The 16,254-nt window shown below is 72.5% G+C and carries 15 protein-coding genes and 1 tRNA gene; 12 read left to right on the forward strand and 4 right to left on the reverse strand.

Annotated elements, in window-relative coordinates:
- Nucleotides 1-27 precede the first annotated feature (27 nt).
- Nucleotides 28-603 carry a 5-formyltetrahydrofolate cyclo-ligase gene (locus OG406_RS23250; RefSeq protein ID WP_164374036.1) on the reverse strand — a complete coding sequence of 192 codons (576 nt, stop codon included), beginning with the start codon at nucleotides 601-603 and terminating at the stop codon, nucleotides 28-30.
- Between the two features lie 133 nt (nucleotides 604-736).
- Between OG406_RS23250 and galU the strand changes: the two genes are divergently transcribed.
- From galU to OG406_RS23285, 7 genes are all read left to right on the forward strand, one after another.
- Complete coding sequence (gene galU, locus OG406_RS23255) at nucleotides 737-1,639, forward strand: UTP--glucose-1-phosphate uridylyltransferase GalU (protein WP_164374035.1); 903 nt, start codon at nucleotides 737-739, stop codon at nucleotides 1,637-1,639.
- 4 nt (nucleotides 1,640-1,643) lie between these two features.
- On the forward strand, nucleotides 1,644-2,966 hold the full coding sequence (gene glp, locus OG406_RS23260; protein ID WP_266614426.1) for a molybdotransferase-like divisome protein Glp: 1,323 nt from the start codon (nucleotides 1,644-1,646) through the stop codon (nucleotides 2,964-2,966).
- A gap of 161 nt (nucleotides 2,967-3,127) precedes the next feature.
- On the forward strand, nucleotides 3,128-3,640 hold the full coding sequence (gene moaC / locus OG406_RS23265; RefSeq protein ID WP_266614424.1) for a cyclic pyranopterin monophosphate synthase MoaC: 513 nt from the start codon (nucleotides 3,128-3,130) through the stop codon (nucleotides 3,638-3,640).
- Nucleotides 3,637-4,170 carry a MogA/MoaB family molybdenum cofactor biosynthesis protein gene (locus OG406_RS23270; RefSeq protein ID WP_164374032.1) on the forward strand — a complete coding sequence of 178 codons (534 nt, stop codon included), beginning with the start codon at nucleotides 3,637-3,639 and terminating at the stop codon, nucleotides 4,168-4,170. Before moaC ends, OG406_RS23270 begins: the two co-directional genes overlap by 4 nt.
- Nucleotides 4,167-4,856: a GNAT family N-acetyltransferase gene (locus tag OG406_RS23275; RefSeq protein WP_203661077.1), complete on the forward strand. Its 690-nt coding sequence runs from the start codon at nucleotides 4,167-4,169 to the stop codon at nucleotides 4,854-4,856. The genes OG406_RS23270 and OG406_RS23275 overlap by 4 nt, the downstream gene beginning before the upstream one ends.
- A gap of 173 nt (nucleotides 4,857-5,029) precedes the next feature.
- The gene (gene sepX / locus OG406_RS23280; RefSeq protein ID WP_329187564.1) at nucleotides 5,030-6,313 is read left to right on the forward strand and encodes a divisome protein SepX/GlpR; all 1,284 of its coding nucleotides are present in this window, start codon (nucleotides 5,030-5,032) and stop codon (nucleotides 6,311-6,313) included.
- Between the two features lie 97 nt (nucleotides 6,314-6,410).
- Nucleotides 6,411-6,484: transfer RNA gene (locus OG406_RS23285), tRNA-Ala, on the forward strand.
- A 134-nt stretch (nucleotides 6,485-6,618) separates the two neighbouring features.
- Here the strand turns inward: OG406_RS23285 and OG406_RS23290 are convergent.
- Entirely contained in the window at nucleotides 6,619-7,095 is a 477-nt protein-coding gene (locus OG406_RS23290) for a GNAT family N-acetyltransferase (protein ID WP_266614419.1), read from the reverse strand.
- Nucleotides 7,096-7,235: 140 nt separating this feature from the next.
- Here OG406_RS23290 and OG406_RS23295 point away from each other — a divergent pair, with 140 nt between their 5' ends.
- On the forward strand, nucleotides 7,236-8,039 hold the full coding sequence (locus OG406_RS23295) for an exodeoxyribonuclease III (protein ID WP_266614417.1): 804 nt from the start codon (nucleotides 7,236-7,238) through the stop codon (nucleotides 8,037-8,039).
- A gap of 62 nt (nucleotides 8,040-8,101) precedes the next feature.
- On the opposite strand, the gene OG406_RS23300 is transcribed toward OG406_RS23295, so the two are convergent.
- Complete coding sequence (locus OG406_RS23300; RefSeq protein WP_164374064.1) at nucleotides 8,102-8,743, reverse strand: MerR family transcriptional regulator; 642 nt, start codon at nucleotides 8,741-8,743, stop codon at nucleotides 8,102-8,104.
- A 297-nt stretch (nucleotides 8,744-9,040) separates the two neighbouring features.
- Between OG406_RS23300 and OG406_RS23305 the strand changes: the two genes are divergently transcribed.
- From OG406_RS23305 to OG406_RS23320, 4 genes are all read left to right on the forward strand, one after another.
- Nucleotides 9,041-10,573, forward strand: coding sequence for a flavin-containing monooxygenase (locus OG406_RS23305; protein ID WP_329187567.1), 1,533 nt, complete (start codon nucleotides 9,041-9,043; stop codon nucleotides 10,571-10,573).
- Nucleotides 10,570-11,508 (forward strand): alpha/beta fold hydrolase, encoded by a 939-nt coding sequence (locus OG406_RS23310; protein ID WP_266847973.1) that lies wholly within the window; start codon nucleotides 10,570-10,572, stop codon nucleotides 11,506-11,508. The genes OG406_RS23305 and OG406_RS23310 overlap by 4 nt, the downstream gene beginning before the upstream one ends.
- Entirely contained in the window at nucleotides 11,505-12,389 is an 885-nt protein-coding gene (locus OG406_RS23315; protein WP_164374025.1) for an SDR family oxidoreductase, read from the forward strand. The genes OG406_RS23310 and OG406_RS23315 overlap by 4 nt, the downstream gene beginning before the upstream one ends.
- A gap of 139 nt (nucleotides 12,390-12,528) precedes the next feature.
- The gene (locus OG406_RS23320; RefSeq protein WP_267051063.1) at nucleotides 12,529-12,714 is read left to right on the forward strand and encodes a hypothetical protein; all 186 of its coding nucleotides are present in this window, start codon (nucleotides 12,529-12,531) and stop codon (nucleotides 12,712-12,714) included.
- Nucleotides 12,715-12,848: 134 nt separating this feature from the next.
- Here the strand turns inward: OG406_RS23320 and OG406_RS23325 are convergent, their stop codons facing one another.
- Nucleotides 12,849-16,133 (reverse strand): S41 family peptidase, encoded by a 3,285-nt coding sequence (locus tag OG406_RS23325; RefSeq protein ID WP_267051062.1) that lies wholly within the window; start codon nucleotides 16,131-16,133, stop codon nucleotides 12,849-12,851.
- Nucleotides 16,134-16,254 lie beyond the last annotated feature (121 nt).

Below are 16,254 nucleotides of genomic sequence, written 5' to 3' on the forward strand. Positions count from 1 at the left end.
GGAGGGCCACTTGGCGTTCCGGGCGGGTCAGCGGAAGCGGCGGACCCCGGAAGGGGTCACCACGGCGTGGACGGGCCGGTCGTGGGCCTCCGCCGGTACCCGCTCGACGACTTCGGTGTCGTACAGGAGCACCACCAGGGCGGGGTCCGCGCCCGACCGCTCCAGGCGGGCCAGGACGCGGTCGTAGGAACCCCCGCCGCGGCCCAGCCGCATCCCGCGCCCGTCGACGGCGAGACCGGGCAGCAGGACCACGTCCGCCCCCGAGACGGCCTCCGGGCCCAACCGGTCGCCCACAGGCTCCAGAAGGGCCATTCTCGCGCCGTGCCGGACCGGGGCGAGGGAGCCGGCCCCCTCGTACGGGCCCCAGTCCAGGTCGTTGTCCGGCAGCAGGACCGGCAGCAGAACCCGCACCCCGCGCGCGTGGAGCGCGTCCAGGAGTGCGAGGGTACCGGGCTCGCTCCCCACGGAGACGTACGCCGCCACCGAGCGCGCGTGCGCCAGTTCGGGCAGCTCCAGGGCTCGGACGGCGAGCGCCGCGGCGGACTTCCGCACGTCATCGTCCGTCAACCCGGTTCTCACCGACAGGAACCCTCGGCGCAACATTGGCTTCGTAGGGTCCGGTTCGGGTCCCAGGTGGCTCACAGGTGGCTCCCGTACTCTTCTCAATGCGCTCATATGAGAGCGAATTAACCGGAGCCACAGATTCAGCACATAGCCACCGGATATGGTTACGGGCATGACTGAGTCACACCCCAGGATCAGTAAGGCTGTCATCCCCGCGGCAGGCCTCGGGACCCGGTTCCTGCCGGCCACCAAGGCCACGCCCAAGGAGATGCTGCCGGTCGTCGACAAGCCGGCGATCCAGTACGTGGTCGAAGAGGCCGCGTCGGCGGGTCTTGACGACGTCCTGATGATCACGGGCCGCAACAAGCGCCCGCTGGAAGACCACTTCGACCGCAACTACGAGCTCGAATCGGCGCTCCAGAAGAAGGGCGACGCCGGGCGGCTCGCCAAGGTCCAGGAGTCCAGCGACCTCGCGACCATGCACTACGTGCGCCAGGGCGACCCCAAGGGACTCGGTCACGCCGTCCTGTGCGCGGCCCCGCACGTCGGCCACGAACCCTTCGCCGTCCTCCTCGGCGACGACCTGATCGACCCGCGCGACCCCCTGCTGGCCCGCATGGTCGAGGTCCAGGAGCAGCACGGCGGCAGCGTCATCGCCCTCATGGAGGTCGCTCCCGAGCAGATCCACCTCTACGGATGCGCCGCCGTCGAACCCACGGGCGAGGGCGACCTCGTGAAGGTGACCGGGCTGGTCGAGAAGCCCGACGCGTCCGACGCGCCCAGCAACTACGCCATCATCGGGCGCTACGTCCTGGACCCGCACATCTTCGACATACTGCGCACGACCGAGCCCGGCCGTGGCGGCGAGATCCAGCTCACCGACGCGCTCCAGCAGCTCGCCTCCGACGAGAAGGTCGGCGGCCCCGTGCACGGCGTCGTCTTCAAGGGCCGCCGCTATGACACCGGCGACCGTGGCGACTACCTGCGTGCCATTGTCAGACTCGCGTGCGAACGTGAAGACCTGGGACCGGACTTCCGGACCTGGCTTCGAAGTTACGTAGCCGAGGAGATGTAGGACTTTGAGCAGCGCCGCGACCCGCACCGCCGGCCAGGATCACCTCTGGTCGGTGGACGACCACCTGGAGGACATCCTCGGCACCGTCCGCCCCCTCGAACCCATCGAGCTGCAACTCCTCGACGCCCAGGGCTGCGTCCTGGTCGAGGACGTCACGGTGCCGGTGTCCCTGCCGCCCTTCGACAACAGCTCGATGGACGGGTACGCGGTCCGGGTCGCGGACGTCGCGGGCGCGAGCGAGGAGTACCCGGCGGTCCTGACGGTCGTCGGCGATGTCGCGGCCGGCCAGGCCGAGGCGCCCTACGTGGGCCCCGGCCAGGCCGTCCGCATCATGACCGGTGCCCCGCTGCCGCCCGGCGCCGAGGCCGTCGTCCCCGTCGAGTGGACGGACGGAGGACTCGGAGAGGGCCCGGTCACCGGGATGCGCGCGCACAGCGCCTCCCCGGAGGGCGCCTTCGGGCAGGTGCACATCCACCGCGCCGCCGAGGCACGCGCGCACGTGCGCGCCGCCGGCAGCGACGTGAAGGCGGGCGACCGCGCCCTCGAAGCGGGCACCATCCTCGGCCCCCCGCAGATCGGCCTGCTCGCCGCGATCGGCCGCGCCACCGTGCGCGTACGGCCCCGCCCCCGCGTGGTCGTCCTCTCGACCGGCAGCGAACTCGCCCAGCCCGGCGAGGCGTTGGGCACCGGCCAGATCTACGACTCGAACAGCTTCGCGCTGTACGCCGCCGCCCGTGACGCCGGCGCCATCGCCTACCGCGTGGGCGCGGTCGCCGACGACGCCGAGACCCTGCGCGCCACCATCGAGGACCAGCTCATCCGCGCCGACCTCGTGGTCACCACCGGCGGGGTGAGCGTCGGCGCCTACGACGTGGTCAAGGAGGCGCTGTCCTCCGTGGGCGACGAGGACGAGGCCGGCGGCGGCATCGACTTCCGCAAGCTCGCCATGCAGCCCGGCAAGCCCCAGGGCTTCGGCTCCATCGGCCCCGACCACACCCCGCTGCTCGCCCTCCCGGGCAACCCCGTCTCGTCGTACGTCTCCTTCGAGCTCTTCGTGCGCCCCGCCATCCGCACGCTCGCGGGCCTCAAGGACGTCCACCGGCCCACCACACGGGCCACCCTCGCCGCGGACAAGGCGCTGACCTCGCCGGAAGGCCGCCGCCAGTTCCTGCGTGGCACCTACGCGGACGGCACCGTGACACCGGTCGGCGGCGCCGGATCGCACCTGGTCGCCGCCCTCGCGCACGCCGACGCGCTGATCGTCGTCCCCGAGAGCGCCACCTCGGTCGAGCCCGGCACCGAGGTCGAGGTCGTGCTCCTCGGCTGAGCGGCCGGGACCCGGGCCGCCCGCCGACGCACCGCCGGGTCACGAGAGGGGCGCACGCTCATCACGGAGGCGTGGCGGCGGACGACCGGGCGGTAACGTGTCGCGCACACCAGGCCCACGCGCCGCACCGCGACGGGCCCTGACCGGGAGCGCCCACGCACATGACTGTTCCGTCCCGGGGGGACACCTCCGGACCCCCCGTGCAGGACCGACTGACGCACATCGACGAGGCGGGCGCCGCCCGCATGGTCGACGTGTCCGGGAAGGACGTGACCGCGCGCACCGCGCGGGCCAGCGGCCGCGTCCTGGTCTCGCCCCGCGTCGTCGAGCTGCTGCGCGGCGAGGGAGTTCCCAAGGGCGACGCCCTCGCCACCGCCCGCATCGCGGGGATCATGGGAGCCAAGCGCACCCCGGACCTGATCCCGCTGTGCCACCCGCTGTCCGTGTCGGGCGTCAAGGTCGACCTGTCGGTCGCGGACGACGCCGTCGAGATCCGCGCCACCGTGAGGACGACCGACCGCACCGGCGTCGAGATGGAAGCCCTCACGGCGGTCAGCATCGCGGCGCTCACCGTGATCGACATGGTGAAGGCCGTCGACAAGGGAGCGGTCATCACGGACGTCCGGGTGGAAGAGAAGACGGGCGGGAAGTCCGGCGACTGGAGCCGGACATGAGCGCCGGCACCGGCCCGGCCGCCGCGCGGACCTACCGCGCCCTGGTGGTCACCGCCTCCAACCGCGCCTCCGCCGGCGTCTACGAGGACCGGGGCGGCCCGTTGATCGCCGCCGGACTCTCCTCGTTCGGCTTCACGGTCGAGGGACCGCAGGTCGTGCCGGACGGCGACCCCGTGGAGGCCGCGCTGCGCGCCGGTGTCGAGGCGGGCTACGACGTCATCGTCACCACCGGCGGCACCGGGATCTCACCGACCGACCGCACCCCCGAGGCGACGCTCCGGGTGCTCGACCACGAGATCCCGGGCATTCCCGAGGCGATCAGGGCGTTCGGCCGGGAGAAGGTGCCGACCGCGGCGCTCTCCCGCGGGCTCGCCGGCGTCGCCCGGGGGACACTGATCGTGAACCTGCCGGGTTCCCCCGGCGGGGTGAAGGACGGCCTGGCCGTCCTGGAGCCCCTTCTGGTCCACGCCGTCGACCAACTGCGCGGCGGCGACCACCTCAGACCCAGCGGCAGTGGGGGTGCGTGCTGAACAGCCCATCCTGGCCCGTCGAGCTGGTGGACGGCGACGTCGTCCTCCGGCCGATAAGGCTGCGCGACCAGCGGACGTGGCGTGAGGTCAACCGGCGCAACCGCGACTGGCTGCGGCCCTGGGAGGCGACCATTCCGCCGCCCACGCCGAGCGGTCCGATCGCGCACCGGCCGACCTACCGTCAGATGGTCCGGCACCTGCGGGCCGAGGCCAACGCGGGCCGCATGCTGCCCTTCGTGATCGAGTACCAGGGGCGGCTGGTCGGTCAGTTGACCGTCGCCGGGATCACCTGGGGCTCGATGTGCTCGGGGCACGTCGGCTACTGGGTGGACCAGTCGGTCGCGGGCCGCGGCGTGATGCCGACGGCGGTGGCGCTGGTGACCGACCACTGCTTCCGCACGGTCGGACTGCACCGCGTCGAAGTCTGTATTCGCCCCGAGAACCGGCCCAGCCGCAGGGTCGTGGAGAAACTCGGATTCCGTGAGGAAGGGCTTCGCCCGCGCTATCTCCACATCGACGGCGCGTGGCGGGACCATCTCGTCTTCGCGCTCACCGCGGAGGAAGTGCCCGAAGGACTGCTCGCCCGCTGGCGCCGCGGCCGATCGGTCCAGACCAGGCCGGAACAGCTGGGACCGGATCAGTCGGGATCGCAGAACCCGAGCACGCCGGGCAACGCCGGTAAATGAAATGAGTGTTCGAAATTGATCGCTGTGCGATCAGCTCAGGGCATTAATTTCGCGCTCCCGGTGGCCTGCTGATCGCATCGGTCACAAAAAAAGCTCGAAATATCAGCCAGATCGTGCGACACACCGGCGCAATTGGCAGATGGCCTCACACAAACCCCTCTACCGTGTGAGGCGTGAGCAGCAGCGGCCTCATCTACGCAGTCATTGTCGGGGCCTGGGCCGCCTACTTGGTGCCGATGTGGCTCCGTAGGCAGGACGAGCTGAACGAAGCTCGTCCGACGGAACGCTTCAGCACCGCCATCCGGCTGCTGTCCGGACGGGCGGGCATGGAGCGTCGATACGCCAAGGACCTGCGGGCGCGCTCCGCCGACGAGGGGGAGCCCGACGCCGACCCGGACGACGCCACCGATTCGGTGGACGTCCGGTCCTTCGCCATGCCTCCGACCCGGCCCCAGACGGCGGTCCAGCACCGCCCACAGGTCCAGGAGCGTGTGCCGTCACCGGACCCGGCCCAGGCGGAACAGAACCAGGGCGGCCGGACGGCCGGCAGGGAGAGCGGCGCGTACGAGACACCGGGCGCGGCCCGGCCCGTACCGCAGCAGTCGTCCCCGTCCACGCCGAGACAGCCGGCCAAGTCCGCGCCCCAGCAGGCCACGTCGTCCGCGGCGGGCCGCGCACCCGGCGTGCGGCGGGCGCCCTCGGCGGAAGCCGAAGCGCGCGCCCGGCGCGTCAAGGTCCTCGCGCGCCGCCGGCGTACGACGGTCATGCTCTTCCTCGCCTTCACCCTCGGCGCGATCGTCGCGGCCGTCGGCGGCCTCGGACTCCTCTGGGCGCCCGCCGTGCCGGCCGTGATGCTGAGCTCCTACATCGTGTATCTGCGGGCCCAGGAGCGGCGGCGCTTCACCTACGTCATGGACCGCCGCCGGGCCGAGGTCGCCGCGCAGCGGCTGCGGGAGCGTCAGCCGCGCCGCCGGGCGGCCGCCGACCTCGCCGTGGACGAACCGGAGGAAGGACCAGGAGCCGACACCGACACCGGACTCTCCGCGCTCGCCGCGGACCGGCGCGCCCTCGTCGAGCAGACGGACCACGCCGAGTGGGTCGACCAGCAGCGTGAACGCCGGCGCGGCCCCCGACAGGGCGACAGCTGGGACCCGGTGCCCGTTCCGCTGCCGACCTACGTGACCGCGCCCGTCGCGCCGCGGGCCACCTCCGACGTCGACCTGGGAGCGCCGGACGCGTGGAGTTCCGCGCGGTCGAGCTCCGTCGAGCCGAGCGCCCACGAGGCCGAACCGGTCGAGGAGAACCCCGAGTGCGACGACGACTGCGCGGACGCGGCGGACGACGGCCGCAGCGACGCCCGCCGCGCCGCGTCCGCGCGCCGCGCCCGCGAACGCGGCCGCACCCCGCTCTTCGACCAGTACGAGGACGGCGAACGGCCGCGCGCGGCCAACGAGTGAGAAGCCGGACGACCGGTGCCCGGAAGGGCCTGGCTGACCAGCCAGGAACGGATTTCCAAGCACCGCGATCGGGATGCTAGAGTTTCACTCGTTGCAAGGGCCTGTGGCGCAGTCTGGTAGCGCACCTCGTTCGCATCGAGGGGGTCTGGGGTTCAAATCCCCACAGGTCCACCGCAGCCAAGAGCCCCAGTCGGAGAGATCCGACTGGGGCTCTTGCCATGTCCGCACCGTGACGCGGACAACTCCCTTCGTGGAGCGGGCCCCTGGGGCCCGCTCCGGCTGCCGCCCGCTCCGGACGCCGGGTCCTAGAGGGCCTTGGCGTAGCAGAGGCTCAGATCGTGGAAGCGGTAGTAGCCGAACTTCGCGCACGGGGCATAGCCGCTCGACGCGTAGAGGGACACCGCCTCGGGCTGTTTGGCGCCGGTCTCCAGGACCATGCGGACGCGGCCGGCCGCACGTGCGTCCTCCTCCAGGGCGGCGAGGACGCGCCGGGCGAGACCGAGACCGCGGGCCTCGGGGACCACGTACATGCGCTTGAGTTCGGCGTCGCCGTCCGAGTAGGCCTCGGCGTTCTCGTCCTGGGTGCGCCAGCCGCCCGTCGCCACCGGCCGGTCCCGCTCGTCGTAGGCGATCAGGTAGAGGCCCACGGGCGGGGCGAACATCCACGCGTCGAGGTGCGTGGCGTCGCCGTCGTCGCCGTAGCGCTCGGCGTACTCGGCCTGCACCTGGTCGTTGAGCTTCACGGCGTCGGGATGGTCGAAGGGGACCTGGCGGATGTTCATGCGGAATACCGTACATCTATGCGATTGCGGGTGATGGAGTGGTGACGCGTCGTGCGGGACCGGCGCGAGCGGTGGCTCCCGTCCTGCCGGGCGGGTGATCGAGTTCGGGTGCGGGCGCACCGGTTCAGTATCGTGCCCGGGTGCTGACTGTGACCTCTGTGAATGTGAACGGGCTCCGGGCCGCCGCGAAGAAGGGTTTCGTGGGGTGGCTCGCGGAGACCTCCGCGGACGTGCTGTGCCTCCAGGAGGTGCGGGCCGAGCCCGGGCAGCTGCCCGAGGAGGTGCGCGCGCCCGAGGGCTGGCACGTCGTGCACGCCCCCGCCGCCGCCAAGGGCCGTGCCGGTGTGTCCCTCTACACACGCCGCGAGCCGGACGCCGTCCGCGTCGGCTTCGGGTCCGAGGAGTTCGACGCCTCCGGCCGCTACGTCGAGGTGGACCTGCCCGGCGTCACCGTGGCGAGCCTCTACCTGCCCTCCGGCGAGGTCGGCACCGAGCGGCAGGACGAGAAGATCCGCTTCATGGCGGAGTTCCTCGGCCACCTCAAGGGACTCAGGGAGCGCGCCGCCGCCGACGGGCGCGAGGTCGTCGTCTGCGGCGACTGGAACATCGCCCACCAGGAGGCCGACCTCAAGAACTGGCGCGCCAACCGCAAGAACTCCGGCTTCCTGCCCGAGGAGCGCGCCTGGCTGGGCCAGGTCCTCGACGCGGCCGACGGCGGCTACGTGGATGTCGTCCGCGCCCTGCACCCGGACACCGAGGGGCCCTACTCGTGGTGGTCGTACCGGGGGCGGGCTTTCGACAATGATTCAGGGTGGAGGATCGACATGCACGTCTGCACGCCCGGGCTCGCGGCCAAGGCGGTCAAGGGCTTCGTGGAGCGCGCCGCGACGCACGAGGAGCGCTGGTCCGACCACGCGCCGGTGACGGTCGTCTACGACCTCTGAGCCGGGACGGGAGTGCCGGGACCGGCCGCCGGTGTGCGGTCGTCCCCGGCAGGCCCTACGTCCTACGCCTCACCCTCGCCGTTCTCCTTGTCCCGCAGGCGGCGGTCCAGGGCCATCGACAGTTCCGCCTCCACCACGCTCTTCGCGAGGGGGCGCAGGCGTTGGAGGTCCTGTGGGGTGCGGTCCTCGGTGAGGACCAGGGTGGTGAAGAGTTCGGCGAGGGCGTCGGTGTGGTCGCGGACGCGGCGGGCGGCGCGCAGGACGTCGGCGAGCGGGATGCCCTCGCGGACCAGCGCGGCCGAGACGTCCAGCAGACGGCGGCTGATGTGGACGATCTCGCCGCCGTCCGTGCCGAGATAGCCGAGGTCGAGGGCGGCGGCGAGGTTCTCCGGGGTCGCCTGCCCGGCGAAGACGTCGGCGAGTTCCTCGGGGGAGAGGCGGACCGGGGTCTCCTCGGTGGGCTCGCCCAGGCCGAGCAGCTCGCCCACGTCGCGCCCGTGGTCGAAGGCCTCGGCCAGCTCCGCGATGCCGTTGAGGGTGTGGCCGCGTTCCAGGAGCGCCGAGATGGTGCGCAGGCGGGCCAGGTGGGTGTCGTCGTACCAGGCGATGCGGCCCTCGCGCCGGGGCGGCGGTATGAGCTTGCGTTCCCGGTAGAAGCGCAGGGTGCGCACGGTGATGCCGGCCTTCGCGGCCAGTTCCTCCATGCGGTACTCGTGCCCGCCGGGGTCCGGGAGGCCGCTGTCGGCGAGGGGTGTCGGGCCCTGCTCGCGGGCTGCGCCCGCCTGTGCGCCGGCGCCGCGCGCGCCGTTCCCCGGCGTCCGCGCGCCCCGTGCTCGCGCCCCGGCGTCCCGCTTTCCTGATCCCTCGGCCACCTGCGCACCCTACGTCGTACCCCCGGTAACTTTCCCGTCCCCGACCCCTACCCATCAGTACGAAGCTGTTCTACGCTCCGATTGCGCCAGTGTTCACTGGCGGAGTCGTGCGGACCAGGAGGCGTCGGGATGACCGAGCACGAGCATGTACGGGTGGCGGTGATCGGGTCCGGGTTCGGCGGGCTGGGAGCCGCGGTGCGGCTGCGCCGCGAGGGCATCACCGACTTCGTCGTCCTGGAGCGGGCCGACAGCGTGGGCGGCACCTGGCGGGACAACAGCTACCCCGGGTGCGCCTGTGACGTCCCGTCGCACCTGTACTCGTTCTCGTTCGCGCCCAACCCCGAGTGGCCGCGCACCTTCTCCGGCCAGGAGCACATCCGGGCCTACCTGGAACACGTGGCCGACGTCTTCCGGCTGCGCCCGCATCTGCGGTTCAACTCCGAGGTGCGGATGATGACCTGGGACGCGGAGAAGCTGCGCTGGGGGATCGAGACGAGCAGCGGCTACCTCACGGCGGACCTCGTGGTCTCCGCGACCGGGCCGCTGTCCGACCCCAAGATCCCCGAGATCCCCGGGATCGCCACGTTCACCGGCAAGGTGTTCCACTCCGCCCGCTGGGACCACGACTACGACCTGCGCGGCAAGCGCGTCGCCATGATCGGCACCGGGGCCTCGGCCATCCAGATCGTGCCGGCGATCCAGCCGGACGTCTCCCGGCTCACCCTGTTCCAGCGCACCCCGCCCTGGGTGATGCCGCGGGTCGACCGGGCGATCACCGGTGCCGAGCGGTGGCTGCACCGGCAGCTGCCGTTCACCACGCAGGCCCGGCGCGGACTGCTGTGGGGCATCCGGGAACTGCAGGTGCAGGCGTTCACCAAGCGGCCCGACGAACTCGGCCTGGTCGAGCGGCTGGCCAAGCGGAACATCGCGCGGGCCGTGAAGGACCCGGCGCTGCGCGCGAAGCTGACGCCCGACTACCGGATCGGCTGCAAGCGCATCCTGCTGTCGAACGCCTACTATCCGGCGCTCACGAAGCCGAACGTGGACGTCGTGGCCTCCGGGCTCGCCCGGATCGAGGGGTCCACGCTGGTCGCCGCCGACGGCAGCACGGCGGAGGCCGACGCGATCGTCTTCGGGACCGGCTTCCACGTCACCGACATGCCGATCGCCGACCGCGTCGTCGGGGCGGAGGGCCGGACGCTGGCCGAGTCGTGGAAGGACGGCATGAAGTCGCTGCGCGGCGCGACCGCGGCCGGCTTCCCCAACTGGATGACGATCATCGGACCCAACACCGGGCTCGGGAACTCGTCGATGATCCTGATGATCGAGTCCCAGCTGAACTACATGGCCGACTTCGTACGGCAGTTGGACGTGCTCGGCGGGCGTGTGGCGCTCGACGCGCGGCCCGCCGCCGTCGACGCCTGGAACGACCGAGTGCAGGAACGCATGAAGCGCACCGTGTGGAACACCGGCGGCTGCACCAGCTGGTACCTCGACGCCAACGGCGTCAACACGACCGTGTGGCCCGGCACCACCACGGAGTTCCGTGGCGCCACGCGCCGGGTCGACCTGGCGGAGTACGAGGTGGTGCGCGCGGCGGAACCCGACCCCGGACCGGCTGTGACGGGCACCCGCAAGAAGAAGGCGGTGGCGGACGCGTGAGCCGGCTGACGCACGACGCGCACGGGACGTACGCGCCTCCCCCGCCCGTACGGGAACTGGTCGCGCACTCCGCGGACGGCGCGACCCTGCACGTCGAGGTGCACGGTCCCGAGGGCGCGCCCGCCGTGATCCTCGCGCACGGCTGGACCTGTTCGACGGCCTTCTGGGCGGCGCAGATCCGGGACCTCGCCGTCGACCACCGGGTCGTCGCCTACGACCAGCGCGGTCACGGGCGCAGTCCGGCGAGCGAGCTGTGCAGCACGGACGCGCTCGCCGACGACCTGGAGGCGGTGCTCGCGGCGACGCTGGCGCCGGGCGAGAAGGCCGTGCTCGTGGGGCACTCGATGGGCGGGATGACGCTGATGGCGGCGTCCACCCGGCCCCGCTTCACCGAGCACGCGGCGGCGGCGCTGCTGTGCAGCACCGGGAGCACCCGGCTGGTCGCCGAGTCGCGGGTCGTCCCGCTGCGGGCCGGCCGGCTCCGGACGCGGGTCACCGCGGCGGTGCTCGGTTCCCGCGCGCCGCTCGGGCCCGTCACACCGGTCGCCCGCCGGATCCTCAAGTACGCGACCATGGGCGCCGGTTCGTCGCCGCTGATGGTGGACGCCTGCGCGCGGATCGTGCACGCCTGCCCGCGGACCGTGCGGCACGCCTGGTCGGCGGTCCTGGAGTCGCTCGATCTCGACCACGGGGTACGGGAGTTGCGGGTGCCGACGGCGGTGATCGCCGGGACGGCGGACCGGCTCACGCCGGTCGTGCACGCGCGGGCCCTGGTGGCGGCTCTGCCGAACTGCGTCGGCAGCACCGAACTCCCGGGGGTCGGCCACATGACGCCGATCGAGGCACCGGAGCTCGTGACCGCCCGGATCCGGGAACTCGTCACGACGTACACGCAGACCGCCGAGGAGATCGAAGAGATCAAGGAGGGCGCATGAGCAAGGTGAGTCTCGAAGGACAGGTCGCGGTCGTCACGGGGGCGGCGCGCGGCGTCGGGGAGCTGCTCGCGCGCAAGCTCTCGGCGCGCGGGGCGAAGATCGCGCTGGTCGGCCTGGAGGCGGACGCGCTGAAGCAGGTCTCGGAGCGGCTGCACAGCGAGAGCGACCACTGGTACGCCGACGTCACCGACCACGAGGCGATGGCGCGGGTCGCGCAGGAGGTGAAGCAGCGGTTCGGCAAGGTCGACATCGTCGTCGCCAACGCCGGGGTGGCGAGCGGGGGCCCGTTCCTGGACTCCGACCCGGTCGCCTGGCGGCGGGTCATCGAGGTGAACCTGATCGGGTCGGCGGTGACGGCACGGGCGTTCCTGCCGGTGCTGATGGAGAGCCGCGGGTACCTGCTGCAGATCGCGTCGCTGGCGGCGATCACGCCGGCTCCGATGATGACGGCGTACTGCGCGTCCAAGTCCGGTGTGGAGGCGTACGCGCACAGCCTGCGGGCCGAGGTCGGCTACAAGGGCGTCCGGGTGGGCGTCGGCTATCTGTCGTGGACGGACACGGACATGGTGCGGGGCGCCGACCAGGACGAGGTGATGCGGGAGCTGCGGCAGCGGCTGCCGTGGCCGTCGAACAAGACGTATCCGCTGGGCCCGGCCGTCGACCGGATCGTGGCGGGGATCGAGCGCCGCTCCAGCCATGTGTACGCCCAGTGGTGGCTGCGCGGGATGCAGGGCATCCGCGGGTACCTGCCCGGGATCATCGGTGCCGTCGGGCAGCGGGAGATGCGGCGGTTCGAGCCGCGGCTCGGGACGGTGCGGACCGGGCTGGTCGGGGCCGGCGGGGCGGCCGACGAGCAGGAGCGGGAGGCGTCGGCACCCTGATTCACCGGGGGGTCTCACGGAGCGTGACTGATCGAAATGCGGGGTCCGTCCCTGCGTGTCAGTCTGATCGAGGCCCGAACACCCGTCCCTCACAACGGGATCGGGCCGACCCCCCTCACCCACTACGGGAGTGAATCTCATGGGCATGCAGGACCAGTTCAAGGACAAGGCCGAGCGTCTTCAGCAGAAGGCCAAGGGCAAGCCGGGCGCCGCGCGTGACGAGGCGAGCGAGCGGTCCCCGCAGGAGCGCGACCACGCCATGCCGGCCACGGACCGTGCCCGGCAGGAGGCGCAGGACCGCTTCGACCAGGACTTCGACGCCTGATCGGCCGTCCGTTCTGCATGAGTTGGGGTGTCCTCCACACGGAGGGCACCCCAACTCCGCTGTCCCGCCGGTGCCGTCCCGTCTCGCGGGAAGGCACCGGCCGCTGTCAGGTCGCTGTCGCTGTCAGGTCGCTGTCACTCCGGGCGCGGGGGGAGTTTCGGGCGGGTTCTGTCCGGGACATTGGAGTAGTCCGGAGGGGACGCGGCCGGCCGGCTGCGCAGCAGGTCCAGGGAGAGCTGGATGGCGTCGTCGAGCTGGGCGTGGCGGCCCTCCGCCCAGTCGAGCGGGGTCCGCAGGATCTCCAGGTCGGGGGCGACGCCGTGGTTCTCGACGGACCAGCCGTAGGCGTCGAACCAGGCCGCGTTCATCGGCACCGTGATGACGCTGCCGTCGCCGAGCTGATGGCGGCCGGTCATACCGACGACCCCGCCCCAGGTGCGCTGCCCCACCACGGGGCCGAGCTTCAGCAGTTTGAACGCGGCGGTGATCATGTCGCCGTCGGAGGAGGTCGCCTCGTCGGCGAGGGCCACGATCGGGCCGCGGGGGGCGTTGGAGGCGTACGAGACGGGCTGGGCGTTGCGGGTGAGGTCCCAGCCGAGGATGGTGCGGGTCAGTTTCTCGACGACCAGCTCGCTGATGTGACCGCCCGCGTTGCCGCGTACGTCGATGATGAGGGCCGGGCGGGAGACCTCGAGCCGCAGGTCGCGGTTGAACTGGGCCCAGCCCGAGCCGCCCAGGTCCGGGATGTGCAGATAGCCGCAGTGGCCGCCGCTCAGCTCCCGGACCACCTGGCGGCGTTTGGCCACCCAGTCCTGGTAGCGCAGCGGCCGTTCGTCGATCAGCGGGACCACCGCGACCCGGCGGGAACGGCCCGCGCCCTCGCCCTCGGTCTCGGCGGGCCGGAAGGTCAGTTCCACCGTGGTGCCGCCCGCGCCCGCGAGCAGGGGGTAGGGGCCGGTGACCGGGTCCACCGGGCGACCGTCGACATGGGTGAGGACGGCGCCCGCGCGGATGCCGGTGCCCGCCAGCGGGGAGCGCGCCTTGGAGTCGGAGGAGTCGCCGGGCAGGATCCTCTTGAGCATCCAGTTCCCGTCGCGGCACACGAGGTTGGCGCCCAGCAGGCCCTGCCGGCGCTGGTAGTGGGCGGGGCCCTCGTTGCGGCGGGCGGCGCTGACGTAGGCGTGCGAGGTGCCCAGTTCGCCGAGGACCTCGCGCAGCAGGTCGGCGAACTCGTCGGGGGAGGCGACCCGTTCGACCAGCGGGCGGTACTGCGCGAGGACCGCGTCCCAGTCGATGCCGCACATGTCCGGGTCCCAGAAGTAGGCGCGGGTGATCCGGCCGGCCTCGTCGTAGGCCTGGCGCCACTCGGCGGGCGGGTCGACCTCGTGGAGGATGCGGCGCAGGTCGATCCAGACCGTGGAGTCGCTGTCGCCGGACTCGGTGGAGGGGACGGCGCGCAGGTCGCCCTCGTCGACGACGACGAGCCGGGAGCCGTCGCCGCTGACCGCGAACCAGTCGAGGTGGTCGACGAGTTCGGACTTCTTGGCCTTGGTGATGTTGAAGAACTCCAGGGTGGGGCGGCCGGTCGTGTCGTCCGGGTTGGCGAAGGTCTCGCCGAGCGCGCCGGAGATCGGCCAGCGCAGCCAGACCAGGCCGCCGCCCGCGACCGGGTACAGCGCCGAGTACTTGGAGGCGGTGACCGGGAAGGGGGTCACCCGGCTCTCCAGCCCTTCGAGTTCGACGGTCGCCGCCGTACCGTCGTCCGACTCCTCCTCGACCGGGTCGAGGCCTCCGGCGACCGGCCGCCCGTCCGGGTTCAGGGCGAAGGGGGAGGGCGTGGCGGAGGACAGGGGGACGAGGTAGGGGCGGCAGCCGAGCGGGAAGGACAGGTCGCCGGTGTGCACGTCGTAGACGGGGTCGAAGCCGCGCCAGGACAGGAAGGCGAGGTAGCGGCCGTCCCGGGTGAACACGGGGTTCTCGTCCTCGAAGCGGCCGTTGGTGACGTCGACGACCAGGCGGTCCTTGATGCGGGCCATCTTGATCTGCCGCAGGGAGCGGCCGATCCCGGGGTGCGACCAGGTCAGCCAGGCGCCGTCCGGGGAGAACGCGAGGTCGGTGACCGGGCCGTTGATGGACCGGATCAGCTCGGTCACCTCACCGGTGGACTCCTCCGTCGCGTCCAGCAGGAGCAGCCGCCCGTCGTTCGAGGCGACGGCGAGGCGTTCGCCCTGCGGGTCCGCGACGAGTTCCAGGACGCGGCCGAGGTCGCCCGAGGCGAGGCGGCGCGGTGCGCGGTCGCCGGTCGCGCGGGGCAGGTAGGCGATCTCGACGGCGTCCTCGCCCCGCGCGTCGGTGACGTAGGCGACCTGGCCGCCCGAGCCGAGCATCTCCGGGAGCCGGACGCGGACGCCGGGGGTGTCCGCGATGGTGCGGGCGGGGCCGTCGCGGTGGGTGAGCCAGTACAGGCTGCCGCGGACGACGACGGCGCTGGCCCGGCCTGTCTCGTCGACGGAGATGCTGTCCACGTGCTGGGCGGCCGGCACCTGGTACGGGCGCCGGCCCGCGCGCGGGCCGCCGAGCCGGACGTCGAGGCGGCGCGGGACCGAGGCGGGGGAGAGGTCGTCGACGATCCACAGGTCGCCGGCGCACTGGTAGACGACGCGGGTGCCGTCGGACGCGGCGTGCCGGGCGTAGAAGGCGTCGTGGTCGGTGTGCCGGCGCAGGTCGGAGCCGTCGTGGGCGCAGGAGTAGAGGTTGCCGACGCCCTCGTGGTCGGAGAGGAAGGCGATCCGTCCGCCGACGAACATCGGGCAGGCGAGGTGGCCTCCGATGTCGGCGACGAGTTGCCGGCCGTGCAGCCAGATGCGGCCCATGGCGCCGCCCCGGTAGCGCTTCCAGACGGCGGGTTCGTGCGGGGGCGTGCCGGTGAGCAGCAGGGTCCTGCGCTCGCCGTCGATGTCGGCGACGGCGATGTCCGAGACGGGCCCCCAGGGCAGTTTGCCCCCGGGGTCGCCGTCGGTGGGGACGCTGTGGGCCCAGGTGAAGTACGAGAAGGGCTGTCCGTGCGAGGCGACGGCGAGGATGTCGCCGTCGGGGGACCAGCCGCAGACCTGGGTGTCCGGGCTGCCCCAGTAGGTGAGCCGGCGGCCGGGGCCGCCGTCGACCGGTGCCAGGTGGATCTCCGGGACGAGGCTGCGCCAGCTCGTGTAGGCGATGGTCCGGCCGTCCGGCGAGAAGCGGGGGTGGCCCACCTTGGTGCGGTCGACGGTGAGCCGCCAGGCGCGCCCGCGGCCGTCGAGCGGGGCGACCCACAGGTCGTCCTCGGTGACGAAGCAGAGCCGGTCGCCGCTCAGGTGCGGGAAGCGCAGGTAGCCGGGGGAGTGCTCGTCCGTGGTCGCGTTCTCGTGCTCGTCGCTCACCTCCCCATGCTTTTCCGCCCGGGGGGCCCCGGCAACTCGTGGAACGGGGGAATCCGGCGCCGTCGCCTTCACGGCGGCCGTCCTTTCCCCGCGCCGGCGGTCGGGTTCCCGGTGCGGGGGT

The organism is Streptomyces sp. NBC_01428 (assembly GCF_036231965.1).
Classification (GTDB): domain Bacteria; phylum Actinomycetota; class Actinomycetes; order Streptomycetales; family Streptomycetaceae; genus Streptomyces.